Genomic DNA, 26,517 nt, shown 5'->3' with positions numbered 1-26,517 from the left:
TGCGTCGTGTGGCGTGCGTCAGTTCAGGCTCGTCGGGCCGCGCGTCAGGTCCGACGCCGGCAGCGACGGCAGCGTACGGATGATCGAGGTCTCGGCGCGAAGGAGTTTCAGCTCGTCGCGCAGCCGGGACGCGGTGTCCGGGGCCTGGAGCAGGCGCTGCTTGGTCGGGGTGTCCAGCATCATCGCGGCCGCCACCAGGTAGGAGACCACGGAGGGCTGGTCCGGCAGGTCGGCCGTCGTGGACAGGGAACGTTCACGGGCGCCCGCCAGACGCTTCTGGTACTGCCGGAACGCGCGTAGCACCCCCTCCGCCAGCGCGCCCGCCTCGTCGCCCGGCTCCTCGGTGAGTTCCTCCAGTTCCGCCGTCAGGAACGGCCCTGAAGTGTCCACCGACACCAGCCGCACCCGCGTCGTCCCCGTCGCCAGCACCTCGAAGGTGCCGTCGGCCCGCTCCCGGATCGTCGCCGCGTCCGCCACACAGCCCACGCCGTGGAAGGACTTCGCCGGGTCGGGGCCGAAGCCCGCCGCCGGCCCGCGGTCGGGCTCGGCCGTCGGGTCCGGCATGCCGGGTGCGCTCGGGGCCACCTCGTGGCCGTCGCGGATGGCCAGGACGGCGAAACGGCGCGGCTCCTCCTCGGGAGTCTTGAGCAGCTCGCGCATCATGGCGCGGTAGCGCTCCTCGAAGACGTTGAGCGGCAGCACGAGGCCCGGGAAGAGCACCGAGTTCAGGGGGAAGAGCGGAAGACGGACGGTCACGGCGTCAAAGCCTAATGGTCACCGGAGTGAACGCGTTCCGCCCGCCCACTCCGTGGATGGCCACCGCGCGCATCCCGCTCGACGCCGGCCGTCCGCAGCCGGACCTCTTCGCGCACTTCGAGGAACCGGCCCAGCGGATCTTCCGAGCTCCGGCTCCACGGGAAGGACGTGGCGTACGGCCCGATCAGACGCAGCTGCCCCAGGGCGTCCTCCCAGCGGCCCAGCCGCACCAGGACGTACGTCAGCTTGTTGCGGATCGCGGCCGGCCACAGGTCGGCCGCCGGGAACCGGGCGGACAGCGCGAGGGCCCGGTCGGCCGCCGCGTCGAGCCGGGCGCGCGGCACGCCCGGACCGCAGTCGTCGTCGAGGTAGGCGAGGGCGGCCCGGGTCGGCAGCGCCTGGACCAGGGAGCCGGCCGGAGCGTCCTGTGCCGCCCGGTCGGCGAAGTCGAGGCACTCCCGGTGCGAGCCGTGCCAGGCGGAGCCCAGATAGCGCAGGGCGGCCACATGGCAGCCGTAGTGGCGCGGGGCGCGGCGCAGTGCCGCCTCCCACAGTTCCCCGAAGTAGGTGTGCCCGGCGCGGGAGCCGCGCGCGTGGTCCAGGGCGATCCGCCACGGCACCGGGTCGCGGTCGTCGGCCCGCGCGGCGGCGGTGATCATCGGGCTCACCCCGCGCAGCACCTCGGCGCGCGCCGGTGAGCGCCAGGCGTGGTCCACCGCGACCTGGGCCCTGATCAGCAGCGCGTCCGGATCGTGCGGGGCCGCCGCGTACCAGGCCTCCAGCCACTCCGGGCGGGAGCGCGCGAAGGCCGCGAGGTGCAGGGCGTATCTGTCGCGGTACTCCCACTGCGCCTGCTGCCGCGTGACGGCGAGCAGTGCAGCGGCCGGCTCGTACGCGCCCCGCCCGGCCGCGACCAGCGCGGGGCCCAGGCGGTCGTCGGGCGCGTCGAGAAGCACCTCGTCGTCGGAGGGGAGACCGACGGCGGGGCGCTGCGCGGTCCTTGCCGACCGGGACGCCCGGCCGAACGGCAGCATGAGAGCCATGGTGTCGACCATTGAAGGACCGCTGGTCACGCCCGCGCCAGAGGGAACGGGCAAGACGTGGAAAGTTGTACGCGGATCGGTCAAGAACGGGTAAAGGTCCACTGTTCAACAACTGTCGGATATCCATGAAATCGACTCAGTTGTCACATGATCCTCACCGGTCTCGACGGCCTCAGCTCCGGCGCAGCATGCGCGTCGCCCCGGTGGCCACCGTCGTCGCCAGGATCCAGCCCAGCAGGATCATCGCCGCGGCCAGCCACTGCCAGGCGCCGCTGAGCTGCCAGAACCCGACCTGGCCCAGATCGATGACCGGCAGCAGCAGGTCGAGGGCGAACAGGGGCGGGTTCCAGGTCGGATGCTCGGTCCCCTTGAGCGGCGGCGGGTCGGCGTACGCGAAGGCCACCGAGCTCGCCGCCCACAGCACCGCCATCCACACGGCCGCCCGGCCCGGCCGGTAGCCGTAGGCGACCATCCAGTCCTGTGCGTAACCCCACATCTTGGCCGCCGGCGGCAGGGTCTCGCGACGCCGGCGCTGTTTGGCGAGCAGCACCTCGCGCGCGTCCTCGTCCTCACCTCCGTTGCGCAGGACGGCGGCCAGCCGCTCGTACGGCTCCGGGTTGTACTCGGCGGTCGCGGCCGCCACCCACTCCAGCCGGCGCTCCAGCGGGAACGGCCCGCGCGGCACGAGGTTCTCGTAGGTGAACCCGCCCATGTGCAGCAGCCCGGGGTCCGGCCAGGCGTCCGCCCGGTCCATCAGGTTGACGACCCGCGCCCCCGAGAGCACCACCCCGCCGCGCTCCGGCCGCTCCCCGAGGAAGCGCAGCTCGGGCGTCTGGATGCGGCGCAGCGACAGCTCCTGATCGTCCGTGAAGGCGAACCGGGCCCGCTCCAGGTCGACCGCGTCCCCGAACCGCCCGTCGTCCAGCCGTACCCCGCCCTGGCACGCGAACCGCTGGATGCGCGTCCCGCGTGCGGGAGTACGGCCGCTCAGCATCGGGCTCCCGACGCCCGCCGGGGTCAGGTAGAGGGTGCGCCCGACGGTCAGCTGGGGCGCGTTCAGCGCGAGCCGCGTGTACGGGTTGACCAGCCGTGCGCCCCGCAGACTCAGCGACACGCCGATGCTGGCACCGCGCAGACTCAGCTCGCCGTGCGACTCCAGCATCTCGGCCTGGAGGTCCTGGCCGACGCTGATGCCGTCCGCCGCGATCGAGCGGCCGCTGCGGTCCCGGTAGACGATCGCCTGGTTGAGCAGCAGATCCGTGCCGATGTGGGCGTCGGTGAGCCGTACGCCGTTGTGGAACCGGCAGCGCGGCAGATGCAGATCGCCCTCGGTGTGCACCCGGGCGGCCTCCAGGCGCGGCACCGCGCAGTCCACCAGCCGCAGGGTCGTGAAGCGGGCCTCCGGCAGCCGGACCTCCCGGTCGAAGCGGCAGCCGCGCAGCTCGACGTACGGCACCACCGTGCCGCCCGCCAGGTCCATCGTGTCGCTGATGCGCACGCCGACCAGCTTCAGTGAGGACACCCGGCCCGCGAGCGCGGGCGGCCCGTCCAGCAGCAGCCAGCAGACGATGCGCGCGCGTACGGTCCGCTCCTCGTCCCAGGGGTGCCCGCCGTGCGGATCGTCGACGACGGTGTCGCCGCTGCTCAGGTCGTACACGCTGCCGTTGCGGAAGGCCTGCCACATGCCTATCTCGGCGGCGGTCAGATCGTCCGGCGGGTCCCCGTCCCGGATGCCGGCCCCCTCGGTCACGTCTCTTTCATCCCTCTCAACTACTCGCGGGTTTAGTACAACCGTTCATGCCCGCTGAGTGACGCCCCGAACGCTAGACGTGAAGGTGATCTTCCGGGTTCCCGCAGGGTTCTGTATCAGCCATTGATACGCGCGAACGACGCCGGACCCGGGTCTGAGAGAATTGAGCCCGTGATCTCCCGAATCGATCTGCGCGGCGACGCCCTTCCCGAGGGCCCCGCCCTGCGCGACCTGCTGCCCCGAGCCGACTTCGACGTCTCGGCCGCCCTGGAGAAGGTGCGTCCGATCTGCGAGGCCGTGCATCATCGGGGCGACGCGGCGCTGATCGACTTCGCCGAGAAGTTCGACGGGGTCAGGCTGGACCAGGTGCGGGTGCCGGCCGAGGCGCTGGAAAAGGCCCTCGCCGAGCTGGACCCGGCCGTGCGCGCGGCCCTGGAGGAGTCCATCCGCCGCGCCCGTCTCGTCCACCGCGCGCAGCGCCGTACGACGCACACGACCCAGGTCGTGCCGGGCGGTTCCGTGACCGAGAAGTGGGTGGCGGTCGACCGCGTCGGGCTGTACGCGCCCGGCGGCCGGTCCGTCTACCCGTCCTCCGTGATCATGAACGTGGTGCCCGCCCAGGAGGCCGGCGTCGAGTCGATCGCGCTCGCCTCCCCGGCCCAGGCCGAGTTCGGGGGCCTCCCGCACCCGACGATCCTCGCCGCGTGCGCGCTGCTCGGCGTCGACGAGGTGTACGCCGCCGGAGGCGCGACCGCCGTCGCGATGTTCGCGTACGGCACCGAGTCCTGCCCGCCCGCCAACATGGTCACCGGCCCCGGCAACATCTGGGTCGCCGCCGCCAAGCGCTACTTCACCGGCAAGATCGGCATCGACGCCGAGGCGGGCCCGACCGAGATCGCGGTCCTGGCCGACTCCACCGCCGACCCGGTGCACGTCGCCGCCGACCTGATCAGCCAGGCCGAGCACGACCCGCTCGCGGCAGCCGTGCTCGTCACCGACTCCGTGGAGCTCGCGGACGCCGTGGAGAAGGAGCTGGAACCGCAGGTCGCGGCCACCAAGCACATCGAGGACCGGATCGTGCCCGCCCTGAAGGGCCGGCAGTCCGCGATCGTCCTGGTCGACGGTGTCGACGAGGGCCTGAAGGTCGTCGACGCATACGGCGCCGAGCACCTGGAGATCCAGACGGCCGACGCGGCCGCCGTGGCCGACCGGGTACGCAACGCCGGCGCGATCTTCATCGGCCCCTGGGCGCCGGTCTCGCTCGGCGACTACGCCGCCGGGTCCAACCACGTGCTGCCCACCGGCGGCTGCGCCTGCCACTCCTCGGGTCTGTCCGTCCAGTCCTTCCTGCGCGGCATCCACATCGTCGACTACACGAAGGACGCGCTGGCCGAGGTCGCGCATCACGTGGTGACGCTGGCGGAGGCGGAGGACCTGCCCGCGCACGGCGCGGCGGTCAAGGCGAGGTTCGGTTGGAAGGTTCCAGAAGGCAAGTGACAGGCATCGACGATCTCCCCGTACGGGACGAGCTGCGCGGCAAGTCCCCCTACGGCGCGCCCCAGTTGGACGTCCCCGTACGGCTGAACACCAACGAGAACCCCTACCCGCTGCCCGAGCCGCTGGTCGAGCGGATCGCCGAGCGCGTCCGTGCGGCGGCCCGCAACCTCAACCGCTACCCGGACCGGGACGCGGTGGAGCTGCGCACCCAGCTCGCGAAGTACCTGACGGACACCTCCGGCCACGAGGTGGGCCTCGCCAACGTCTGGGCGGCGAACGGCTCCAACGAGGTCATCCAGCAGCTGCTGCAGACCTTCGGCGGTCCTGGCCGCACGGCGATCGGCTTCGAGCCGTCGTACTCGATGCACGGACTCATCTCGCGCGGCACCGGCACCGGCTGGATCTCCGGCCCCCGCAACGACGACTTCACCATCGACGCCGTGGCCGCCGAGAAGGCGATCGCCGAGCACCGGCCGGACGTCGTGTTCATCACCACGCCCAACAACCCCACGGGCAACGCCGTCCCGCCCGAGACCGTTCTCGCGCTGTACGAGGCCGCGCAGGCGGCGAAGCCGTCGATGGTCGTGGTCGACGAGGCGTACATCGAGTTCAGCCACGGCGACTCGCTGCTGCCGCTGCTCGAAGGTCGGCCGAATCTCGTCGTCTCCCGGACGATGTCGAAGGCCTTCGGCGCCGCCGGCCTGCGCCTCGGCTATCTCGCCGCGGACCCGGCGGTGGTGGACGCCGTCCAGCTCGTACGGCTGCCCTACCACTTGTCGGCCGTCACCCAGGCGACCGCCCTGGCCGCCCTGGAGCACACCGACACGCTGCTGAAGTACGTCGAGCAGCTGAAGTCGGAGCGGGACCGGCTGGTGGGCGAGTTGCGCGCGGTCGGCTACGACGTCGTCGAGTCCGACGCGAACTTCGTGCAGTTCGGCCGGTTCGAGGACTCGCACACCGCCTGGCAGAAGATCCTCGACCGAGGTGTCCTGGTCCGGGACAACGGCATCCCCGGGTGGCTGCGGGTGTCCGCCGGAACCCCCGAAGAGAACGACGCGTTCCTCGACGCGGTACGTGAGTTGCAGTGTCTTGTGGGGGGCGCCCCCACACCCCCGAAGGAGCAGAGCGCATGAGCCGCGTAGGCCGCATAGAGCGGGTGACGAAGGAGACCTCGGTCCTCGTCGAGATCGATCTCGACGGGTCCGGGAAGGTCGATGTGTCGACAGGCGTCGGCTTCTACGACCACATGCTCGACCAGCTCGGCCGGCACGGTCTGTTCGACCTGACCGTGAAGACCGAGGGCGATCTGCACATCGACTCCCACCACACCATCGAGGACACCGCCCTCGCGCTCGGCGCCGCCTTCAAGCAGGCGCTCGGCGACAAGGTGGGGATCTACCGCTTCGGCAACTGCACGGTCCCGCTGGACGAGTCGCTCGCCCAGGTCACCGTCGACCTCTCCGGCCGCCCCTACCTGGTGCACACCGAGCCCGAGAAGATGGCGCCGATGATCGGCGAGTACGACACCACGATGACCCGGCACATCCTGGAGTCCTTCGTCGCCCAGGCCCAGATCGCGCTGCACGTGCACGTGCCGTACGGGCGCAACGCCCACCACATCGTGGAGTGCCAGTTCAAGGCGCTGGCGCGGGCCCTGCGCTACGCCTCCGAGCGCGACCCGCGCGCGGCGGGCATTCTTCCCTCGACGAAGGGTGCCCTGTAACCCATGAACGGGCTGTCCACCGTCCTGATCGTCGTCGGCCTCTTCCTCGTCGGCGGCATCATCTCCTTCGCCAAGCAGCAGATGCCGAAGAGCCTCATCGTGCTGCTGTCGATAGGCGCCGCGATGTGTCTCGTCGCGGGCGTCCTGAGGCTGGAGGTGTGGAATTGACCGACTCCAAGAAGGTCGTGGTCTTCGACTACGGCTTCGGCAATGTGAGGTCCGCCGAACGCGCCCTCGCGCGCGCGGGCGCCGACGTCGAGATCACGCGTGACTACGACAAGGCCATGAACGCCGACGGCCTGCTGGTACCGGGCGTCGGCGCGTTCGCCGCCTGTATGCAGGGACTGAAGGAGGCCCGCGGCGACTGGATCGTCGAGCGCCGGCTGTCCGGCGGGCGCCCCGTGATGGGCATCTGCGTCGGCATGCAGATCCTGTTCGCGCGCGGCATCGAGCACGGGGTCGAGACCGAGGGCCTCGGCGAGTGGCCCGGCTCGGTCGAGCCGCTGCAGGCCGAAATCGTGCCTCACATGGGCTGGAACACCGTGGACGCGGCGCCCGGCTCCGAGCTGTTCGCCGGCCTGGACGCGGACGCGCGCTTCTACTTCGTGCACTCCTACGCCGTCCACGACTGGACCCTGGAGACCGAGAACCCGCTGATGACCGCGCCGCAGGTCACCTGGTCGACGCATGGCAAGCCCTTCGTGGCCGCCGTGGAGAACGGCGCCCTGTGGGCCACGCAGTTCCACCCCGAGAAGTCCGGCGACGCCGGAGCGCAGCTGCTCACCAACTGGATCGGAACCCTGTAGAGACATGGCCAAGCTCGAACTCCTCCCCGCCGTAGACGTCCGCGACGGCCAGGCCGTCCGCCTCGTGCACGGCGAGTCCGGCACCGAGACGTCCTACGGCTCCCCGCTGGAGGCCGCCCTGGCGTGGCAGCGTTCCGGCGCCGAGTGGCTGCACCTGGTCGACCTGGACGCCGCCTTCGGCACCGGCGACAACCGCGACCTGATCGCCGAGGTCGCGAAGGCGATGGACATCAAGGTCGAGCTGTCCGGAGGCATCCGCGACGACGCCTCCCTCGCCGCCGCGCTCGCCACCGGCTGCACCCGTGTGAACCTCGGCACGGCCGCCCTGGAGACCCCGGACTGGGTCGCCAAGGTCATCGCCGAGCACGGCGACAAGATCGCCGTCGGCCTCGACGTACGGGGCACGACCCTGCGCGGCCGTGGCTGGACCCGTGACGGCGGCGACCTCTACGAGACGCTGGAGCGCCTCAACAACGAGGGCTGCGCCCGCTATGTCGTCACCGACATCGCCAAGGACGGCACGCTCCAGGGCCCGAACCTGGAACTGCTGCGGAACGTCTGCGCGGCGACGGACCGCCCGGTCGTGGCCTCCGGCGGCGTGTCGTCGCTGGACGACCTGCGGGCCATCGCCGAGCTGGTCCCGCTCGGTGTCGAAGGCTCCATCGTCGGGAAGGCCCTGTACGCGAAGGCGTTCACCCTTGAAGAGGCCTTGGAGGCCACATCTTGAAAAAGGACACGGTGCGATGACGTCCGATGCCGTACGGCGCTCGCAGAGCGGTAGTCCCTGGGAAGAGTCCTTCGGGTTCGCGCGCGCCGTCGCGGCGGGCGATCGTGTGCTGGTGGCGGGCACGACGTCCTTCAAGGGCGATGTGCTGTACGGCGAGGGCGACCCGTACGAGCAGGCCAAGGTGGCCTTCACCAGCGCGATCGAGGCGATCGGCGAGTTCGGGCTGGACGTCGGGTCCGTGGTCCGGACGCGGATGTACCTGACCCATGCGCGGGACGTGGACGCCGTGGGCCGGGCCCACAAGGAACTCTTCGACGCGGTGCGCCCGGTCTCGACGTTGCTCGTCGTGGAGGGCTTCGTGGACTCGCGCATCCTGGTCGAAGTGGAAATAGAAGCATTCACAGGACGTTAGAGGAGCCGGTTTCATGACCCTGGCGGTCCGAGTCATCCCCTGCCTGGACGTGGACAACGGCCGGGTCGTCAAGGGCGTCAACTTCCAGAACCTGCGCGACGCGGGCGACCCCGTCGAGATGGCCAAGGTGTACGACGCCGAGGGCGCCGACGAACTGACGTTCCTGGACATCACCGCCTCGTCGGGCAACCGCGAGACGACGTACGACGTGGTGCGCCGCACCGCCGAGCAGGTGTTCATCCCGCTGACCGTCGGCGGCGGCGTCCGCACGGCCGAGGACGTGGACAAGCTGCTGCGCGCCGGCGCCGACAAGGTGGGCGTCAACACGGCGGCCATCGCGCGCCCGGACCTCATCCGGGAGATCGCCGAGCGCTTCGGCCGGCAGGTGCTGGTCCTCTCGGTGGACGCGCGGCGTACCGCCGAAGGCACCTTCGAGGTCACCACCCACGGCGGCCGCAAGGGCACCGGCATCGACGCCGTGGAGTGGGCGCACCGCGCGGCCGAGCTGGGTGCGGGCGAGATCCTGCTCAACTCGATGGACGCGGACGGCACGAAGGACGGCTACGACCTGGAGATGATCCAGGCCGTACGCAAGCACGTGACGGTCCCGGTGATCGCCTCCGGCGGCGCGGGCAAGCTCGCCGACTTCTCGCCGGCCATCGGGGCGGGAGCGGACGCGGTGCTCGCCGCGTCGGTGTTCCACTTCGGGGATCTGCGGATCGGCGAGGTGAAGGACGCGTTGCGGGGGGCGGGCCACCCCGTCCGCTGACACCGGACCGGGCCCCGGTCGCCCTTGCGGTGGCCGGGGCTTTCTCATGGGCAGATGCAAAAGAGAAGTTGCGCAAAATATGTTGCGCAATTTTTCTTTCGTATCTACGGTCAAGGCATGACGGACAAGGAGAGGGACCGCAGGATCACGGACCTGGGCACGCTCAAGGCGCTCGCCCACCCCCTGCGGATGCGGCTGCTGCGAGGGCTGACGATCGCCCAGGTCGCCACCGCCTCACAGCTGGCGGAACAGGTCGACGAAGCGGTGTCGCTGGTCAGCTACCACCTGCGCAAGCTCGCCGAACACGGACTCATCGAGGAGGCCGAGCCGCGCAGCGCGGACGGCCGGGAACGCTGGTGGCGGCCCGCCTCGGACGGGGTGAGGATCCGCGACGAGGACTTCCGCGACGCGCCCGAGAAGGCGGCCGCGCACACGGCGGCGAGCAGGCTCTTCGCCGAGCAGCGCACGGACATGTACCGGCGCTGGCTCGACGAGCGCGCCCACTGGGGCCCCGAGTGGAACCGGGCGGCCGAGTCCTCGGAGTCCGCCCTGCGGCTCACGGCGGACGAACTGGCGGAGCTGAACAAGGAGTTGCTCGCTCTGCTCCGCCGCTACGACGAGCAGGGCCGTGCCGCCGAAGCCGCAGGAGAGACCGAGGGACGCGAGAACGTCGCGGTGCACACGTACGCCTTCCCGTTCCGGCCCTGAGAGGACCGACGTGACATCGACGCAGACCGGCTCCGCGAACGCCGCCGTCACGGAGCGCGCCGCCCACCGCGACCCCAACGTGCTGCGCTGGCTCGGCGCGTACGCCTCGTCGGCCGTCGGCGACAACGTCTACTACCTCGCCCTGTCCTGGGCCGCCGTCCAGGCCGGAACGCCCGCCCAGGCCGGGCTGGTCACCGCCCTGAGCGCGGTCCCGCGGGCCGTACTGATGCTGGGCGGGGGAGTGGTCGCCGACCGCCTCGGCCCCCGCAGGGTGCTGATCGGCAGTGACGCCGTGCGCTGCGCGGCCGTCCTCGGGGTCGCCGGGCTGCTGCTCGTCGGCCGTCCCGGACTGTGGCCACTGGCGGTGCTGGCGCTGGTCTTCGGGGCCGTCGACGCCGTCATGATGCCCGCCCTCGGCGCGCTGCCGAGCCGGATCACCGGGCGCGGACAGCTCGCCCGCGTGCACGGCATGCGGGGCCTCGCCGTCCGGCTGGCCAATGTCGTCGGGGCCCCGCTCGGCGGCCTCGGCGTCGCGCTCGGGGGCACCGCGGCGGCGTTCGGGCTGGCCGGGCTGCTGTTCGCGGCCTCCCTGCCGCTTCTCATCGCCCTACGCGTGGGACGGCTGCCCGCGGACGACGCACGCGCGCGTGGCAGCGCGTGGAGCGATCTGACCGGCGGCCTGCGCTATCTGCGCGGCCACCGCATCCTGGCGCCGCTGATCGTCGTCATCGCGCTCAGCGACCTCGGTTTCGTCGGCCCCCTCAACGTCGGCCTGGCCCTGCTCGCCGACGAGCGCGGCTGGGGAGCGGGCGGCGTCGGATGGGTGCTCGCCGGCTTCGGCACCGGGGCCGGGGCGGCCTCGCTGCTGCTCACCGCCCGTGGCCGCGTCCCGCGCGCGGGGCTCGTGCTGTCCCTGTCCGGCGTGGTCAGCGCGGTCGCGATCGGCGCCCTCGCGTATGTGCCGCATCTCGCGGTCGCCGTCGCCGTGGCCCTGTCCGTCGGGCTGATCTCGGGGCTGAACGGCGTCCTGTGCGGGGCGCTGCTCCAGGCCGAGTCCGACCGGGCCTACGTCGGCCGTGTCACGTCCGTGTCCACCTTCTTCAGCCTCGGCGTCGCCCCGCTCACCTTCCCGCTGACCGGCGCCGCGATCGGCCTGTGGGGCACCGGCCCGGTCTTCGCCGCCAGCGCGGCCGTCTGCGGCCTGGCCGGGGTGGTCGGCCTGTGCGCGCGGGACCTGCGCCGGGCGGAACTGCCGGGCTGAGCTCAGATGCCGAGCTGCTTCGACTCGTGCAGCTTGGCGATGGCGTTCTCGTCGCCATCCAGCTCGACCTTGGCGGCGCTCTGCCGGCCGTAGGAGAACATCAGCAGCTCCGACGGCTCGCCGGTCACCGTGACCACCGGCGCGCCCTTGTGGGCCACCGCCGTCTGGCCGTCGGGACGGCGCAGCACCAGGCCGGTGGGGGCGCTGCGGCCCATCAGCCGGGCGGAGCGCTCCAGGCGGGACCACAGGGCGTCCTGGAAGACCGAATCGAGTTCACGGGGTGTCCAGTCCGGCTGGGCGCGACGGACGTCCTCCGTGTGGACGTAGAACTCGATCGTGTTCGACGCCTCGTCGATCTGCTTGAGCTGGAAGGGCGAGAAGCGCGGCGGACCGGTGCGGATGAGCTGGATCAGCTCCTCGTACGGCTTCGCCGCGAACTCCTGCATCGCCTTGTCCAGGCGCGACGCGAGCTGCTTGATCAGCAGACCGGCGGCCGCGTCCGCACGCCGCTCGCGCACCACCACGTGTGCGGCGAGCTCACGGGTCCGCCAGCCCTCGCAGAGGGTGGGGGCTTCGGGGCCCTCGGCCTCCAAGAGGTCGGCGAGGAGAAGTCGTTCACGCTGCGCGAAGGTCGACATACAGTCAGCCTAAGGCCACCCTCGAAGTCCGCCCAGTGGACATCGAACCGTCACTGTCAGTGGCAGGCGGCACAATGGCAGGCATGACCACGAGCACGCCCCGGCCCGGCCGACTGGACCCCGAGATCGCCGCGCGCCTCAAGCGCAGCGCGGACGGGCTCCTGCCCGCCATCGCCCAGCAGTACGACACCAAAGAGGTGCTCATGCTCGGCTGGATGGACGACGAGGCGCTGCATCGCACGCTCACCACCGGCCGCTGCACCTACTGGTCGCGCAGCCGCCAGGAGTACTGGGTCAAGGGCGACACCTCCGGCCACTTCCAGTGGGTGAAGTCCGTCGCCCTGGACTGCGACGCCGACACCCTGCTCGTCCAGGTCGACCAGGTCGGCGCCGCCTGCCACACGGGCGCGCGCACCTGCTTCGACGAGGACGTGCTGCTCAAGGACGGCGCCGATTCCGGCGTACCGGCCGCGGATCAGTAGGGTCAGCCGCCATGGACCTCGAGACCTTCCGCAAGCTCGCCACCGACCGGCGCGTCATCCCGGTCACGCGCAAGCTCCTCGCCGACGGCGACACCCCGGTCGCCCTCTACCGCAAGCTCGCCGCCGAGCGCCCCGGCACCTTCCTGCTGGAGTCCGCGGAGAACGGCCGCTCCTGGTCCCGTTACTCGTTCGTGGGCGTACGCTCCGCGGCGACGCTCACCGAGCGCGACGGACAGGCCCACTGGCTAGGCGCCCCGCCCGTCGGCGTCCCCGTCGAGGGCGACCCGCTCGCCGCCCTGCGCGCCACCATCGAGGCGCTGCACACTCCGCGTGACCTCGCCCACGACCTGGGCCTGCCGCCCTTCACCGGCGGCATGGTCGGCTATCTCGGCTACGACATCGTGCGCCGCCTGGAGAATATCGGCCCCGGCGAGCGGGACGACCTGAAGCTGCCCGAGCTGACCATGCTGCTCACCAGCGACCTCGCCGTCATGGACCACTGGGAGGGCTCCGTCCTGCTGATCGCCAACGCGATCAACCACAACGACCTCGACACCGGTGTCGACGAGGCCTACGCCGACGCGGTCGCCCGCCTCGACGCCATGCAGGCCGACCTCTCCCGCGCGGTCGCCCAGCCCCCGGCGGTGCTGCCGCCCTCGGAGCTCCCCGAGTACTCCGCCCTGTGGGGCGGCGAGGACTTCCAGGAGGCCGTCGAGGACATCAAGGAGCGCATCCGGGCCGGCGAGGCCTTCCAGGTGGTCCCCTCCCAGCGCTTCGAGACGCCCTGCACGGCAAGCGCGTTGGACGTCTACCGCGTGCTCCGCGCGACCAACCCGTCGCCGTACATGTACCTGTTCCGCTTCGACGGCTTCGATGTCGTCGGCTCGTCCCCCGAAGCCCTGGTGAAGGTCGAGGACGGACAGGCCATGGTCCACCCCATCGCCGGGACCCGGTGGCGCGGGGCGACCCCGCAGGAGGACCAGGCCCTCGCCGACGAACTGCTCGCCGACCCCAAGGAGCGCGCCGAGCACCTGATGCTCGTCGACCTCGGCCGCAACGACCTGGGCCGGGTCTGCGAGCCGGGTTCCGTCGAGGTCGTGGACTTCATGTCCATCGAGCGCTACTCCCACGTGATGCACATCGTCTCCACGGTGACGGGACGCGTCGCGCCGGGCCGCACGGCCTTCGACGTCCTGACGGCCTGTTTCCCGGCCGGCACCCTCTCCGGCGCCCCCAAGCCGCGCGCGATGCAGATCATCGACGAACTCGAACCGTCCCGGCGCGGGCTGTACGGCGGCTGCGTCGGCTACCTCGACTTCGCGGGCGACTCCGACACCGCCATCGCCATCCGTACGGCCCTGCTGCGGGAGGCCACGGCATACGTCCAGGCGGGCGCGGGCATCGTCGCCGACTCGGACCCGGTCGCCGAGGACACCGAGTGCCGTAACAAGGCGGCCGCGGTACTGCGTGCGGTGCACACGGCGAACCGGCTCGGCTGAACCGCACGGCCCTCTCACCTGAACCCCGGGTGACTGATCGTTCGGGGTTCGGGTGATAGTGGAGTGGTGACTGCTGTTCCGCACCCCCGTTCCGAAGCCCCCGCCGCCGCCCGGGCCGGCCGTACGAGTCTCGCCGTCGCCCTGCTGTGCGGCGCGCTCGGCGCGGCCGTGGCGCTGCTCGCCACCCGGCAGCGCTGGTCCGAGGGCACCGTGACGGTGGCGGGCGGCCCGTTCCCCCTGATCGCCAAGGGCAGCGACGTCACCGGCGTCCCCGCGGCCCTGGCCATAGTGGGGCTCGCCGCGCTCGTCGCCGTCTTCGCCGTCCGCCGGGCCGGCCGCTTCATGGTCGCCGCTCTGCTCGCGCTCTCCGGCGCCGGCACCGTCGCCGCGGCCCTGCTCGGCGCCTCCGACAGCTCCGCGCTCGACGAGAAGGCCGCCCAGGCCTCCGGCGACACCGCGGCCACCGTCGACGCCCTCACCCACACCGCCTGGCCTTATGTCGCGGCCGTCGGCGGCGTCCTGCTCCTGCTCGCCGGACTGCTGGCCCTGCGCTACGGCCGGCTGTGGCCCGGCATGTCCGGCCGCTACGAGCGCGGCGGCGCACCCCGCCCGCGCCGCAGGGCCCAGGCCGCCGACCCCGACCGGCCCGAGGAACTGTGGAAGGCCCTCGACCGGGGCGAGGACCCGACCGGCGGATAGTCCACGGCCGCGTCGTGACCCCCGATCACCGCACGCGTACGCGTGCGGGACAATGACAGCGAGCGACCGGCTCACCCACGTACGACACGTACACAGCAACGAGGAGCAAGCAATGGCGGGCAGCAGCCACGGTCACACCCCGGCCGCCTGGACCGGTGTCACGATCGCCTTCATCGGGTTCTGCGTCTCGGGCGCCTTCATGGTGCTGGCCGAGCCCGCGGGCTTCTGGGCGGGCATGGGCGTCGTGGTCCTCGGCGGCATCGTCGGCTGGGTCATGAGCTCGATGGGGCTCGGCCAGCCGAAGGACGCCCACAACGCGCTGCTCATGTCGCAGGAGCGTGAGCCGGCGGGCGCCAAGGGCTGAGCTCGTACGACCTCGCTGAGGGGCGACCCGGCACCGATGGGTGCCAGGGGACGCCCCTCACGCGCGTGCGGGGGCACAATGCATGACGTGAACGCCGACAGCCCGAGGGCGAGCGACAGCCAGGGCCCGACGCAGTCCGGTGCCGGCGTCCTCCTGGGCCGGCTGGCCGTACCGGCGGGGATCCTCGCGGCCGTCGTCGGCGCCTTCGCGTACGTGGGCGCGGTGGACCCGAACGAACCCGGCCACTACCCCGCCTGTCCGCTTCTGCAGTACACCGGCCTCTACTGCCCCGGCTGCGGCGGTCTGCGCAGCGCGCACGCCGTGGTCCACGGGGACCTCCTCGCGGCGCTCCAGGACAACGCGCTCGCCGTCGCCGGCTATGCGCTCTTCGCCGTGCTGTGGACCTTCTGGGTGATCCGTTCGGTGCGCGGGCGCCCGGTCAGGCTCGATCTGTCGCCCTTGCAGCTGTGGACCGCGGGGGCGTTGCTGCTGGTCTTCACCGTTGTCCGGAACCTGCCCTTCGGTGGCTGGCTGCACCCTTGATCAATTGGTGAACGTCCAGGTACTGGGACCGGCGTCAACCGGATGCGAGGCCTACGCCCACCTCCGGATACCATCGCAGTGACCACCGTTTCCGTAGGCTTTACAGGCCACCGTCCGAAAGGGGGCCGCTCGCGTGAGTGTGCTCGACGAGATCATCGACGGAGTCCGTGCCGACCTCGCGGAGCGGCAGGCGCGCGTCAGCCTCGACGAGCTCAAGGAGCGCGCGGCGAAGGCTCCCGCGGCGAAGGACGGGGTCGCCGCCCTCAAGGGCGACGGCGTCAAGGTCATCTGCGAGGTCAAGCGGTCCAGCCCCTCCAAGGGCGCGCTGGCCGCCATCGCCGACCCGGCCGGGCTCGCCGCCGACTACGAGGCGGGCGGCGCGGCCGTCGTCTCCGTCCTCACCGAACAGCGCCGCTTCGGTGGCTCGCTCGCCGATCTGGAGGCGGTCCGCGCACGCGTGGACATCCCGATCCTGCGCAAGGACTTCATCGTCACGTCGTACCAGCTCTGGGAGGCCCGGGCCTACGGCGCCGACCTCGTCCTGCTGATCGTCGCGGCCCTCGACCAGCCCGCCCTGGAGTCCCTCATCGAGCGGGCGGTGTCCATCGGCCTCACGCCCCTCGTCGAGGTGCACGACGAGGACGAGGTCGAGCGCGCGGTGGACGCCGGAGCCAAGGTGATCGGCGTCAACGCGCGCAACCTCAAGACCCTCGAGGTCGACCGCGGCACCTTCGAGCGCGTGGCCCCCGAGATCCCCGACCACATCGTCAAGATCGCCGAGTCCGGCGTACGTGGTCCGCACGACCTCATCGCCTACGCCAACGCCGGCGCCGACGCGGTCCTGGTGGGCGAGTCCCTGGTGACCGGCAAGGACCCGAAGTCCGCGGTCTCCGACCTGGTCGCGGCGGGCGAGCACCCCGCACTGCGGCACGGCCGCAGCTGATCACCCGATAGAGTTGCCCCGATGACGCTCACTACGACGACCACGGACAGGTACGCCCGCCTCGCGCGCGGCTGCCGCCCCCGTGGCTGCCGCGCGCCCGCACGTCGGGTGCACGGCCGCCGAGTGCGATACGTCATCGGTGACGAACCTGGCCAGGTAAACGGCCGTCGATGGCAGCGCGCCCTTTAGGGGCGCGGGGAACTGCGCGAGCAACCACACACGGCCCGCAGCCGAGCGATCACCCCCCGCCCCACGGCGAATAGTGTCTTTTCCACGCACTCACCGTGAGGTATCCGCATGCCCAGCGACTTCTTCATCCCCGACCCGGAGGGTCAAGTCCCCAGCGCCGAAGGCTACTTCGGCGCGTTCGGCGGCAAGTTCATCCCGGAGGCCCTCGTCGCCGCCGTGGACGAGGTGGCCGTCGAGTACGACAAGGCCAAGCACGACCCCGAGTTCGCCCGCGAGCTCGACGACCTGCTGGTCCACTACACCGGCCGCCCCAGCTCCCTCACCGAGGTGCCGAGGTTCGCCGAACACGCCGGCGGCGCCCGGATCTTCCTCAAGCGGGAAGACCTCAACCACACCGGCTCCCATAAGATCAACAACGTCCTCGGCCAGGCCCTGCTCACCAAGCGCATGGGCAAGACCAGAGTGATCGCCGAGACCGGCGCCGGCCAGCACGGCGTGGCGACGGCGACGGCCTGCGCACTCTTCGGCCTCGAGTGCACGATCTACATGGGCGAGATCGACACCCAGCGCCAGGCCCTGAACGTGGCCCGCATGCGCATGCTCGGCGCCGAGGTCATCGCCGTGAAGTCGGGCTCGCGCACCCTCAAGGACGCCATCAACGAGGCGTTCCGCGACTGGGTCGCCAACGTCGACCACACCCACTACCTCTTCGGTACGGTCGCCGGTCCGCACCCCTTCCCCGCCATGGTCCGCGACTTCCACCGCGTGATCGGCGTCGAGGCCCGCCGCCAGCTCCTGGAGAGGGCCGGGCGGCTCCCCGACGCGGCCATCGCCTGCGTCGGCGGCGGCTCCAACGCCATCGGCCTCTTCCACGCCTTCATCCCCGACACGGACGTACGCCTCATCGGCTGCGAGCCCGCCGGGCACGGCGTGGAGACCGGTGAGCACGCGGCCACCCTCACCGCCGGCGAGCCCGGCATCCTGCACGGCTCCCGCTCCTACGTCCTCCAGGACGACGAGGGCCAGATCACCGAGCCGTACTCGATCTCGGCCGGTCTGGACTACCCCGGCATCGGGCCCGAGCACTCCTACCTCAAGGACAGCGGCCGCGGCGAGTACCGCGCGGTCACCGACGACGCCGCCATGCAGGCGCTGCGTCTGCTGTCGAGGACCGAGGGCATCATCCCGGCCATCGAGAGCGCCCACGCGCTCGCCGGCGCCCTGGAGGTCGGCCGGGAGCTGGGCAAGGACGGGCTGATCGTCGTCAACCTGTCCGGGCGCGGCGACAAGGACATGGACACGGCCGCGCGGTACTTCGGCCTCTACGACACCGACGCCGAGGTCGCCGCCGACGCAGGTGGCGGTGCCGCCGAGATCCAGGGGGACGCCAAGTGAGCGGAAACATCCAGCTGTTGACGGACACCCTGAACGCCGCCAAGGCCGAGGGCCGCTCCGCGCTCATCGCCTACCTGCCGGCCGGGTTCCCGACCGTGGACGGCGGCATCGAGGCGATCAAGGCCGCGCTCGACGGGGGTGCGGACGTCGTGGAGGTCGGGCTGCCGCACAGCGACCCCGTCCTCGACGGCCCGGTCATCCAGACCGCCGACGACATCGCCCTGCGCGGCGGCGTCAGGATCGCGGACGTCATGCGCACGGTCCGCGAGGCGCACGAGGCCACCGGTAAGCCGATCCTCGTCATGACGTACTGGAACCCGATCGACCGCTACGGCGTCGAGCGCTTCACCGCCGAGCTCGCCGAGGCGGGCGGCGCCGGGTGCATCCTGCCCGACCTGCCCGTTCAGGAGTCGGCGCTGTGGCGGGAACACGCCGAGAAGCACGGGCTCGCGACGGTCTTCGTCGTGGCACCGAGCAGCAAGGACGAGCGGCTCGCCCGGATCACCGCGGCGGGCAGCGGTTTCGTCTACGCCGCCTCGCTGATGGGCGTCACCGGCACCCGCGAGTCGGTGGGCGCGCAGGCCCAGGACCTGGTGGAGCGCACCCGGGCCAGCGGCACCGAGCTGCCCGTCTGCGTCGGACTCGGCGTCTCCAACGCCACGCAGGCCGCCGAGGTCGCCGGCTTCGCCGACGGCGTGATCGTCGGCTCGGCCTTCGTCAAGCGGATGCTGGACGCGCCGGACGACGCGGCGGGCCTCGAGGCCGTGCGCGCGCTCGCCGGTGAGCTGGCGAAGGGCGTGCGCGGGAAGGCGTAACACCTTCGAGGGTGAACGATCTTCAGAAGAAGGGCCTTCCGTACGAGTCGCTCGAACGGGTGGACCTGGGGCCGGGGAGGCGCGCTGCGCCTCCCCGGTTCGTTCTGCGGGTGTGAGCGAAAAGAATCGTGACGGAAAGCGGACCGCCCGGGAGCGGCTGGCGGTCGAGCGAGAGAAGCAGAAGTCGGCCGACAAGCGGCGCCGTGCGCTGATCGTGGGCGCGAGCGTCGTCTGCGTGCTGGGACTCGCGGCGGTCATCGGAGTCGTCGCGGCGAACGCCGGCAAGGACGACAGCAGTGACGCGGGACCGGTCGTCGGTCCCTCGGGCGCACAGGGCAAGGACGGTCTCGCGATCCCGGTGGGCGAGGAGAACGCCAAGTCCACGCTCACGGTCTGGGAGGACTTCCGCTGCCCGGCCTGCAAGTCCTTCGAGGACGCCTACCGCTCGACGATCCACGAGCTGACGGACTCCGGCAAGCTCAGGGTCGAGTACCACCTGGCGACGATCATCGACGGCAACATGGGCGGCACCGGTTCCCGGAACGCCGCCAATGCCGCGGCCTGCGCCCAGGACGCCGGGAAGTTCACGGCGTACCACGACGTGCTGTACGAGAACCAGCCCCCTGAGGTCGACGACGCCTTCGCCAAGAACAGCAAGCTGTTCGAGCTCGCGGCCAAGGTCAAGGGCCTGGACACGCCCGCCTTCCGCAAGTGCGTCGAGGACGGCACGCACAACAGCTGGGTGGAGAAGTCCAACGACGCGTTCAAGAAGGGCGGGTTCAGCGGCACACCGACGGTCCTGCTGAACGGCAAGAACATCTACCAGGACCAGACGATGACCCCCGCCAAGCTGAAGCAGATGGTGGAGGAGGCCGCCAAGGGGTGAGCCCGGCGGGCGGGCCCGCCAGGGGTGCTGCCCGTTATGGACCCGTAGCCGGGCTGCCTGACATCGGTGCCGCCCGGCAGGGTAGCGTCGACCTTGCCATGGAACTTGCCTACATTCCCAGCCCGTCGCGCGGGGTGATCCACCTCGGCCCCATTCCGCTGCGCGGCTACGCCTTCTGCATCATCATCGGTGTCTTCGTAGCCGTCTGGCTCGGCAACAAACGCTGGGTCGCCCGGGGCGGGCGATCCGGCACGGTGGCCGACATCGCGGTCTGGGCCGTGCCGTTCGGACTGGTCGGCGGGCGCCTGTACCACGTGATCACGGACTACGAGCTGTACTTCAGCGAGGGCCGTGACTGGGTGGACGCCTTCAAGATCTGGGAGGGCGGCCTCGGCATCTGGGGCGCCATCGCGCTGGGCGCGCTGGGCGCGTGGATCGGCTGCCGCCGCCGGGGCATCCCGCTGCCCGCGTACGCCGACGCCGTCGCCCCCGGTATCGCCTTCGCGCAGGCCATCGGGCGCTGGGGCAACTGGTTCAACCAGGAGCTGTACGGCCGGTCGACCGACCTCCCCTGGGCCCTGAAGATCACGTCCTCGACGGACGGCCGGGTGCCGGGCACCTACCACCCGACGTTCCTCTACGAGTCGCTGTGGTGCATCGGCGTCGCGGTGCTGGTGATCTGGGCCGACCGCCGCTTCAAGCTGGGCCACGGACGGGCGTTCGCGCTGTACGTCGCCGCGTACTGCGTGGGCCGGTTCTGGGTCGAGTACATGCGCGTCGACGACGCCCATCACATCCTCGGGCTGCGGCTGAACAACTGGACCGCGCTGATCGTGTTCCTGCTCGCGGTGGTGTACATCGTGGTGTCGGCGAAGAAGCGGCCCGGCAGGGAAGCCGTGGTGGAGCCGGGCGTCGAGGGTTCTGTCGAGGCCGCCGACGCCGAGGTCGAAGACGGCGACGCGGATGCCGATGCCGATGCGAAGGACGACGGCATCGAGGACGAGGCCAGGGACGAGGCCAAGGACGAGGCCGGGTCGGCGACCAAGAAGACCTGAGGCTCGGTTCTACGACTATGAAGGCGCCCGGAGTTTTCCGGGCGCCCTCGCTGTATGTGGACGGAAAACGGCGTGGTCAGCGCCGGCGCGCCAGCGACAGGGTCCGCTGGGCCGCCGCCACCACCGCCGCGTCGACGAACGTTCCGTCCTGCAGGGCCTGGGCGCCCTGTTGTGTCGTGGCCGCCTTGATGATCGTCTCCGCCTGTTCGAGCTCCGCCTCCGTGGGGAGATAGGCCCGTTCGATCACCGGGAGCTGGCGCGGGTGGATGGCGGCACGGCCCAGGAAGCCCAGGGTGCGGCCATGGGCGCAGGACGCGATCAGGCCCTCCAGGTCACGGATGTCCGGATGGATCGACTGGGACGGCGGGGGCAGATCCGCCGCCCGCGCGGCCACGACGACGCGGGAGCGGGACCAGTCGAGGCCCGCGTCGCCGCGTACGCCCAGGTCGGCCCGTAGGTCCGCCTCGCCGAGGGAGATGCCGTGGAGGGAGGAGTGGGCGGCGGCGATGGCGTACGCGTGCTCGATGCCCAGGGCCGATTCGATGAGGGCGTGCAGCGGCGTGCTGCCCGGCGCGACGGGCGGGGTGGTCTCGGCGAGGTGGATGATCTGCTCGGCGGAGGTCACCTTGGGCAGACGCAGACCGGACAGGCCCGGCAGGGCGGCCAGTGCGGCGAGGTCCTGCGCCGCCTGCGGGGTGTCCAGGGCGTTCACGCGGACGTGGACGGGGACCGGGTGGTCCGGTTCGGAGAGCAGGTCGGCAGTGGCCGAGCGCGCGTAGTCCTTGCGCTCCGGGGCCACCGCGTCCTCCAGGTCGACGATGACGATGTCGGCACCGGACGTCAGGGCCCCGGCCACCACACGGGGGCGGTCGCCGGGGGCGTACAGCCAGGTCAGGGGGTACGGGACGGTCTGTGCAGGGCGCGTCACAGGGCGCCTTCCTCGCGCAGGGCCGCCAGTTCGGCGGGGGTCAGACCCAGGTCGGTGAGGATCTCTTCGGTGTCCGCGCCGTGCGGTCGGCCGGTCCAGCGGATGGTGCCGGGGGTGGCGGAGAGGCGGAACAGGACGTTCTGCATGCGGAGCGGTCCCAGCTCGGGGTCGTCGACGGTGGTGATCGTGTCCAGGGCCGCGTACTGCGGGTCCGTCATCACGTCCCGTACGTCCTGGATCGGGGCCACCGCGGCCTCCGCCTTCTCGAAGGCGGCGAGGACGTCGGCTCGGGTGCGGCGGGCGATCCAGTCGCCGACCGCGTGGTCGAGGACGTCGGCGTGGCGGGCCCGGTCGGCGCCCGTCGCGAACCACGGCTCGTCGATCAGCTCGGGGCGCCCCACCAGGTGCATCACGCGCTCGGCGATCGACTGGGCGGAGGTGGAGACGGCGACCCAGGTGCCGTCGGCGGTGCGGTAGGTGTTGCGCGGGGCGTTGTTGGCGGAGCGGTTGCCGGTGCGTTCCTGGACATGGCCGAGCTGGTCGTACCAGGTCGCCTGAGGGCCGAGGGCGAGCAGCATCGGTTCGATGAGGGCCATGTCGACGACCTGGCCCTCGCCGGTGCGCTCCCGCGCGGCGAGTGCCGTCATCACCGCGTACGCGGTCGCGAGGCCCGCGATCGAGTCGGCCAGGCCGAACGGCGGGAGTGTCGGGGGCGCGTCCGGTTCGCCGGTGAGGGCGGCGAAGCCGCTCATCGCCTCGGCGAGGGTGCCGAAGCCGGGGCGGTGGGCGTAGGGGCCGAACTGGCCGAAGCCGGTGACACGGGTGAGGATCAGACGGGGGTTGGCGGCGGTGAGCTCCGGCCAGCCGAGGTCCCATTTCTCCAGGGTGCCGGGGCGGAAGTTCTCGATGACGACGTCCGCGGTCGCGGCCAGGCGCAGCAGGGTGGCGCGGCCGCCCGGCTTGGAGAGGTTCAGGGTGATCGTGCGCTTGTTGCGGCCGAGCACCTTCCACCACAGGCCCACACCGTCCTTCGACGGGCCGTGACCGCGGGAGGGGTCAGGTTTCCCGGGGTGCTCGACCTTGACGACCTCAGCGCCGAAGTCGCCGAGCATCGTGGCGGCCAGCGGGCCGGCGAAGAGGGTGGCCAGGTCGAGGACGCGGATGCCGGTCAGGGGGGCCTTGGCGGCTTCGGTCATGACGCGTACCGCTCGTCGATCTCGGGGCGGTACGGCATCGACACGGTGGCGCCCTCCCGCTGGACCGACAGCGCGGCCGCCGCGGCCGCCCAGGCCAGCGCGTCCGGCATCGGGCGTCCCTCACCGAGCGCCACCGCGAGGGCACCGACGAAGGTGTCGCCGGCGCCGGTGGAGTCGACGGCGGTGACCTTCGGGGCGGGGACGGTCAGGGGATCGGCGCCGCGGGCGGCGTACAGGCTGCCGGCGGCGCCCAGGGTGACGACCACCTCGGGCACCCGGTCGAGCAGCGCGAGGGCGGCCTCGCGGGGATCGGTGCGGCCGGTGAGAGTGGTGGCCTCGTGCTCGTTGGGGACCAACAGGTCGATGGTGGCGAGGAGTTCGTCCGGCAGCGGCTGGGCGGGGGACGGGGTGAGGACCGTACGGACGTCGTGGCGGTGGGCCGCCTGCGCGCCGGCGAGCACCGCGGCCAGCGGGATCTCCAGCTGGAGCAGCAGAGTGCCGGCGACGGCGATGACGCCCTCGTCGCCGGGGCTGAGGTGGTCGAGGGTGCCGTTCGCGCCGGGGATCACGACGATCGCGTTGCCGCCCTGGTCGTCCACGACGATGTGCGCGGTGCCGGAGGGGCCCTCGACCGTGCGGAGGTCGTCGGTGTCCACGCCGGAGTGTTCGAGCGTGGAGCGCAGGCGGGTGCCGAAGGGGTCGTTGCCGACGGCGCCGATCATCGAGACGAGGCCGCCCGCGCGGGCCGCCGCGATGGCCTGGTTGGCGCCCTTGCCGCCGGGGATCGTACGGAACTCCCGGCCCGTCACGGTCTCGCCGCGCTGTGGGGCCTTCTCGACATAGGTGACGAGATCCATGTTCGTGCTGCCGAGCACGACGATGTCGGTCATGGGCGGGCTGCCTCCAAGGGGGTGAGCCGGTGGCTGAGGTCGTGGGTGAGATGGGCCGGCGCATCGAAGCCGGTGCCGTTGAAGTCGGCGACGGAGGTGGCGAGACGGTTCTTGAGGGGGGCCGTCCAGCGGTGGGGGAGCGCGGCGGGGGAGCCGGCGAGGAGGGCGGCGATGCTGCCGGCCGTGGCTCCGTTGGAGTCGGTGTCCCACCCTCCCGAAACGGCACGGCAGATGGAGCCGGTGAAGTCACCGTTCGCATGGGTGAGTGCGGCGGCGATCAACGCGGTGTTGGGCACGGCGTGCACCCAGTGATGGGTGTGCGCGTGGGTGGCGTGCAGTGCGTCGACGACCGTGTCGAAGTCCTCGTGGGTGTGGGCCAGCCGGACGGCGTGGTGGACGGCCTGGGCGAGCCGGGACTTCGGGGGGATCACCGTGAGGCCGGTGCGCAGGCAGGAGTGGATGTCGGCGGAGCCGGTCGCCGCCCGGGCGATGACCGCCGCCGTGAACATCGCCGCGTAGACGCCGTTGGCCGTGTGGGTCAGGGTGGCGTCGCGGTGGGCCTGTTCGGCCGCGGCGGCCGGGTCGCCGGGGTTGGTCCAGCCGTGCACGTCCGCGCGGATGAGGGCGCCGATCCATTCGCGGAAGGGGTTGCGGTGGCGCGCCGTGTGCGGGGGCTCGATGCCGAGGAGGAGGTTGCGGCAGGCGATGCGTTCGGCGGTGAAGGTACGCCCCGCCGGGAGCTCGTCGAGCCAGAGACGGGCCACGTCGGTGGTGGTGAAGTCCCTGCCGTGGCGTCGGAGCAGGAGAAGGTTCAGAAGGGGGTAGTTGAGGTCGTCGTCCTCGGGCATGCCGTCGATGTTCTCGGCGAGGGACGTGCGGGCCGAGCGGCGGTTCCAGGGGTGGGCCGCCAGGAGTTCCTCGGGGACCCCCTCGGCTGTGAAGTACGTGTTCAGGGGCCAGTTGCCGGTGGATCCGGCCAGTCGGCGGATGGCTTCGAGGGGGAGCTTCTCGACCGGTTTGCCGAGCAGACAGCCGACGGCCCGGCCCAGCCATGCGGCCTCGTAGTTCTGCGGTGTGGGGGCAGCCGGGGCCGGCGCGGGCCAGGACGGGCAGCTTGCCCGGATCTTCGTGAGGTCGGTGGGTTCGCTGTCCGCCAACCGGCTCGGCAGGTCCGCCAGTTCGTCCAGCAGGTCCTCTGCCAGCGTCCGCAGATAGCGAGACGCGGGCCCCGGTGACGCCCCTGCGCACGAGGGCGCTTCCCCGCCGCCGGCCGCCCTCCAGCGCGCCGCGATCGCCGACGGCTCCCGGCCGTCCAGGGCCGCCTGGCGCAGCTCATGGCCGATCAGGTCCTCCGGCTGGACCCAGGTCAGTCGGAGCATCCACGGCCCCCAAGCGCGGTGAACGCCGCCTCATGCGCCCGGCGTCGGCGTACGTCCCTCTCGTGGATCTCCCCGGCCACCCCGGCCAGCGTGCGGGCCGGCTCCCACAGGTCCAGTCGGCTGGCCTCCGCGACCGCCTTCGACCAGTCCTGTGGGGCCGGTGAGCCGAGGGCGCCGGACAGGGCGCCCGCCATCGTCGCGGTCGAGTCGCAGTCGCGGCCGTAGTTCACTGCGCCCAGGACCGCCTGGCGATGGTCGCCGTTCGCGATCAGCAACATGGCCAGGGCGATGGGGAGTTCCTCGATGGTGTGCAGACGGGAGGGGCGGCGGGCGCCGAGGGAGGGCCGGCGGTAGTCGGAGCCGACCGTGTCGAACGGGGTGACCGCCTCGCGGAGCGGGACCAGGGCCGATTCGAAGTCCGTGTGGGCGCCCGCCACTTCGCAGACCTTCTCGATCGCCGTCCTCGTGCCGTCCTTGGCCAGGGACAGACAGGCCGCGACGATCGAGTCCGGTGTCGCCCCGGGGGTGCACGCCGCCGCCACCGCCGCGGCGAAGACGCCCGCCGCCTCACGGCCGTACGACGACTGATGGGCGCCCGCGATGTCCAGCGCCTCCGCGTACGCGCCCCTCGGGTCGGCCGCGTTGACCAGGCCGACCGGGGCCATGTACATCGCCGCGCCGCAGTTGACGATGTTGCCGACGCCGGCCTCGCGTGGGTCCACATGGCCATAGTGGAGGCGGGTGACCAGCCATTTCTCGGCCAGGAAGACGCGGTGGAGGGGAAGGGCCTCCGACTCCAGTTCCGGGATCCAGCGCGGGTTCGTCATCAGGTCCGGGACCAGGTGGTCGGCGATCGCGTACGCGTCGAGGTGGTCGCGGACCTGGGCATAGACCCGGATCAACGCGTGCGTCATCAAGGTGTCGTCGGTGACGTGCCCGTCGCCCTTGTGGTACGGCGCGATGGGGCGGGCCGTACGCCAGGCGTCACCGTTCCAGGGGCCGACGATGCCGTGCACCCGGCCCCCGTGGCGCTGAAGGATCTGGTCGGGGGAGTAGCCCTCCACCGGGCCGCCGAGGGCGTCGCCGACCGCCGCGCCGACCAGGGCGCCGGTGATCCGCTCGTCGAGACTCGGACCACTGCTTTCTTGTGCTTTGGGCGTCATG

General features: G+C 71.7%; 30 protein-coding genes. 21 read left to right on the top strand and 9 right to left on the bottom strand.

Annotation, left to right across the window (positions count from 1 at the left end; genetic code table 11):
- Positions 1-18 precede the first annotated feature (18 nt).
- The 3 genes from ACFQ6S_RS30865 to ACFQ6S_RS30855 all read right to left on the bottom strand — a co-directional run bounded on the left by ACFQ6S_RS30865 (position 19) and on the right by ACFQ6S_RS30855 (position 3,549).
- A complete protein-coding gene (locus ACFQ6S_RS30865; RefSeq protein ID WP_383416885.1) occupies positions 19-756 on the bottom strand; it encodes an LON peptidase substrate-binding domain-containing protein in 738 nt (245 codons plus the stop codon).
- Positions 757-767: 11 nt separating this feature from the next.
- Positions 768-1,811 (bottom strand): hypothetical protein, encoded by a 1,044-nt coding sequence (locus tag ACFQ6S_RS30860; protein ID WP_383416882.1) that lies wholly within the window; start codon positions 1,809-1,811, stop codon positions 768-770.
- A 160-nt stretch (positions 1,812-1,971) separates the two neighbouring features.
- Positions 1,972-3,549: an oxidoreductase gene (locus ACFQ6S_RS30855; RefSeq protein WP_383416879.1), complete on the bottom strand. Its 1,578-nt coding sequence runs from the start codon at positions 3,547-3,549 to the stop codon at positions 1,972-1,974.
- A gap of 171 nt (positions 3,550-3,720) precedes the next feature.
- On the opposite strand from ACFQ6S_RS30855, the gene hisD reads away from it, so the two are divergent.
- From hisD to ACFQ6S_RS30805, 10 genes are all read left to right on the top strand, one after another.
- Complete coding sequence (gene hisD, locus ACFQ6S_RS30850) at positions 3,721-5,046, top strand: histidinol dehydrogenase (RefSeq protein WP_383416876.1); 1,326 nt, start codon at positions 3,721-3,723, stop codon at positions 5,044-5,046.
- The gene (locus tag ACFQ6S_RS30845) at positions 5,043-6,179 is read left to right on the top strand and encodes a histidinol-phosphate transaminase (protein WP_383416874.1); all 1,137 of its coding nucleotides are present in this window, start codon (positions 5,043-5,045) and stop codon (positions 6,177-6,179) included. Before hisD ends, ACFQ6S_RS30845 begins: the two co-directional genes overlap by 4 nt.
- The gene (gene hisB, locus ACFQ6S_RS30840; RefSeq protein WP_026246354.1) at positions 6,176-6,769 is read left to right on the top strand and encodes an imidazoleglycerol-phosphate dehydratase HisB; all 594 of its coding nucleotides are present in this window, start codon (positions 6,176-6,178) and stop codon (positions 6,767-6,769) included. The genes ACFQ6S_RS30845 and hisB overlap by 4 nt, the downstream gene beginning before the upstream one ends.
- Before the next feature lie 3 nt (positions 6,770-6,772).
- Complete coding sequence (locus tag ACFQ6S_RS30835) at positions 6,773-6,937, top strand: hypothetical protein (protein ID WP_320776246.1); 165 nt, start codon at positions 6,773-6,775, stop codon at positions 6,935-6,937.
- Positions 6,934-7,575: an imidazole glycerol phosphate synthase subunit HisH gene (gene hisH / locus ACFQ6S_RS30830; RefSeq protein WP_383416869.1), complete on the top strand. Its 642-nt coding sequence runs from the start codon at positions 6,934-6,936 to the stop codon at positions 7,573-7,575. Before ACFQ6S_RS30835 ends, hisH begins: the two co-directional genes overlap by 4 nt.
- A gap of 4 nt (positions 7,576-7,579) precedes the next feature.
- Positions 7,580-8,302, top strand: a complete 723-nt coding sequence (gene priA, locus ACFQ6S_RS30825) for a bifunctional 1-(5-phosphoribosyl)-5-((5-phosphoribosylamino)methylideneamino)imidazole-4-carboxamide isomerase/phosphoribosylanthranilate isomerase PriA (RefSeq protein WP_383416866.1) — start codon at positions 7,580-7,582, stop codon at positions 8,300-8,302.
- A gap of 16 nt (positions 8,303-8,318) precedes the next feature.
- Positions 8,319-8,714, top strand: a complete 396-nt coding sequence (locus ACFQ6S_RS30820) for a RidA family protein (protein ID WP_383416864.1) — start codon at positions 8,319-8,321, stop codon at positions 8,712-8,714.
- 13 nt (positions 8,715-8,727) lie between these two features.
- On the top strand, positions 8,728-9,483 hold the full coding sequence (hisF, locus tag ACFQ6S_RS30815; protein WP_383416861.1) for an imidazole glycerol phosphate synthase subunit HisF: 756 nt from the start codon (positions 8,728-8,730) through the stop codon (positions 9,481-9,483).
- A 117-nt stretch (positions 9,484-9,600) separates the two neighbouring features.
- Positions 9,601-10,191, top strand: coding sequence for an ArsR/SmtB family transcription factor (locus ACFQ6S_RS30810; protein ID WP_383416858.1), 591 nt, complete (start codon positions 9,601-9,603; stop codon positions 10,189-10,191).
- 10 nt (positions 10,192-10,201) lie between these two features.
- Entirely contained in the window at positions 10,202-11,452 is a 1,251-nt protein-coding gene (locus ACFQ6S_RS30805) for an MFS transporter (RefSeq protein ID WP_383416855.1), read from the top strand.
- 2 nt (positions 11,453-11,454) lie between these two features.
- On the opposite strand, the gene ACFQ6S_RS30800 is transcribed toward ACFQ6S_RS30805, so the two are convergent.
- Positions 11,455-12,090 carry a TIGR03085 family metal-binding protein gene (locus tag ACFQ6S_RS30800; protein WP_383416852.1) on the bottom strand — a complete coding sequence of 212 codons (636 nt, stop codon included), beginning with the start codon at positions 12,088-12,090 and terminating at the stop codon, positions 11,455-11,457.
- A gap of 74 nt (positions 12,091-12,164) precedes the next feature.
- On the opposite strand from ACFQ6S_RS30800, the gene hisI reads away from it, so the two are divergent.
- The 11 genes from hisI (at position 12,165) to lgt (ending at position 20,960) form a co-directional block, all read left to right on the top strand.
- Positions 12,165-12,572, top strand: coding sequence for a phosphoribosyl-AMP cyclohydrolase (hisI, locus tag ACFQ6S_RS30795; RefSeq protein ID WP_383416849.1), 408 nt, complete (start codon positions 12,165-12,167; stop codon positions 12,570-12,572).
- 11 nt (positions 12,573-12,583) lie between these two features.
- Positions 12,584-14,071 (top strand): anthranilate synthase component I, encoded by a 1,488-nt coding sequence (locus ACFQ6S_RS30790; protein ID WP_383416846.1) that lies wholly within the window; start codon positions 12,584-12,586, stop codon positions 14,069-14,071.
- A gap of 66 nt (positions 14,072-14,137) precedes the next feature.
- Entirely contained in the window at positions 14,138-14,770 is a 633-nt protein-coding gene (locus ACFQ6S_RS30785; protein WP_383416844.1) for a TIGR02234 family membrane protein, read from the top strand.
- Between the two features lie 112 nt (positions 14,771-14,882).
- Entirely contained in the window at positions 14,883-15,134 is a 252-nt protein-coding gene (locus tag ACFQ6S_RS30780) for an HGxxPAAW family protein (protein WP_383416841.1), read from the top strand.
- A 78-nt stretch (positions 15,135-15,212) separates the two neighbouring features.
- On the top strand, positions 15,213-15,677 hold the full coding sequence (locus ACFQ6S_RS30775) for a DUF2752 domain-containing protein (RefSeq protein WP_383416838.1): 465 nt from the start codon (positions 15,213-15,215) through the stop codon (positions 15,675-15,677).
- Between the two features lie 133 nt (positions 15,678-15,810).
- Positions 15,811-16,620 carry an indole-3-glycerol phosphate synthase TrpC gene (trpC, locus tag ACFQ6S_RS30770; RefSeq protein WP_383416835.1) on the top strand — a complete coding sequence of 270 codons (810 nt, stop codon included), beginning with the start codon at positions 15,811-15,813 and terminating at the stop codon, positions 16,618-16,620.
- 21 nt (positions 16,621-16,641) lie between these two features.
- On the top strand, positions 16,642-16,809 hold the full coding sequence (gene trpM / locus ACFQ6S_RS30765) for a tryptophan biosynthesis modulator TrpM (RefSeq protein WP_164932276.1): 168 nt from the start codon (positions 16,642-16,644) through the stop codon (positions 16,807-16,809).
- Positions 16,810-16,917: 108 nt separating this feature from the next.
- Entirely contained in the window at positions 16,918-18,204 is a 1,287-nt protein-coding gene (gene trpB / locus ACFQ6S_RS30760; protein WP_383416832.1) for a tryptophan synthase subunit beta, read from the top strand.
- Positions 18,201-19,019, top strand: coding sequence for a tryptophan synthase subunit alpha (gene trpA, locus ACFQ6S_RS30755; protein ID WP_383416830.1), 819 nt, complete (start codon positions 18,201-18,203; stop codon positions 19,017-19,019). The genes trpB and trpA overlap by 4 nt, the downstream gene beginning before the upstream one ends.
- A 112-nt stretch (positions 19,020-19,131) precedes the next feature.
- Positions 19,132-19,905, top strand: coding sequence for a DsbA family protein (locus ACFQ6S_RS30750; protein WP_383416827.1), 774 nt, complete (start codon positions 19,132-19,134; stop codon positions 19,903-19,905).
- Between the two features lie 98 nt (positions 19,906-20,003).
- Positions 20,004-20,960 carry a prolipoprotein diacylglyceryl transferase gene (gene lgt, locus ACFQ6S_RS30745; RefSeq protein ID WP_383416824.1) on the top strand — a complete coding sequence of 319 codons (957 nt, stop codon included), beginning with the start codon at positions 20,004-20,006 and terminating at the stop codon, positions 20,958-20,960.
- A gap of 76 nt (positions 20,961-21,036) precedes the next feature.
- Here the strand turns inward: lgt and ACFQ6S_RS30740 are convergent, their stop codons facing one another.
- From ACFQ6S_RS30740 to ACFQ6S_RS30720, 5 genes are read right to left on the bottom strand one after another with little or no spacing between them, the layout of a single operon-like run.
- Entirely contained in the window at positions 21,037-21,888 is an 852-nt protein-coding gene (locus tag ACFQ6S_RS30740) for an HpcH/HpaI aldolase/citrate lyase family protein (RefSeq protein ID WP_383416821.1), read from the bottom strand.
- Positions 21,885-23,084 (bottom strand): CaiB/BaiF CoA transferase family protein, encoded by a 1,200-nt coding sequence (locus tag ACFQ6S_RS30735; RefSeq protein ID WP_383416818.1) that lies wholly within the window; start codon positions 23,082-23,084, stop codon positions 21,885-21,887. Before ACFQ6S_RS30735 ends, ACFQ6S_RS30740 begins: the two co-directional genes overlap by 4 nt.
- Complete coding sequence (gene rbsK / locus ACFQ6S_RS30730) at positions 23,081-23,974, bottom strand: ribokinase (protein ID WP_383416815.1); 894 nt, start codon at positions 23,972-23,974, stop codon at positions 23,081-23,083. The genes ACFQ6S_RS30735 and rbsK overlap by 4 nt, the downstream gene beginning before the upstream one ends.
- Positions 23,971-25,353 carry an ADP-ribosylglycohydrolase family protein gene (locus tag ACFQ6S_RS30725; protein WP_383416812.1) on the bottom strand — a complete coding sequence of 461 codons (1,383 nt, stop codon included), beginning with the start codon at positions 25,351-25,353 and terminating at the stop codon, positions 23,971-23,973. The genes rbsK and ACFQ6S_RS30725 overlap by 4 nt, the downstream gene beginning before the upstream one ends.
- Positions 25,341-26,516, bottom strand: a complete 1,176-nt coding sequence (locus tag ACFQ6S_RS30720) for an ADP-ribosylglycohydrolase family protein (RefSeq protein ID WP_383416810.1) — start codon at positions 26,514-26,516, stop codon at positions 25,341-25,343. The genes ACFQ6S_RS30725 and ACFQ6S_RS30720 overlap by 13 nt, the downstream gene beginning before the upstream one ends.
- Position 26,517: the final 1 nt, after the last annotated feature.

It is taken from the genome of Streptomyces sp. NPDC056479 (assembly GCF_042795335.1).
Taxonomy (GTDB): Bacteria; Actinomycetota; Actinomycetes; order Streptomycetales; family Streptomycetaceae; genus Streptomyces.
This window is presented reverse-complemented; position numbering and strand designations above follow the sequence as displayed.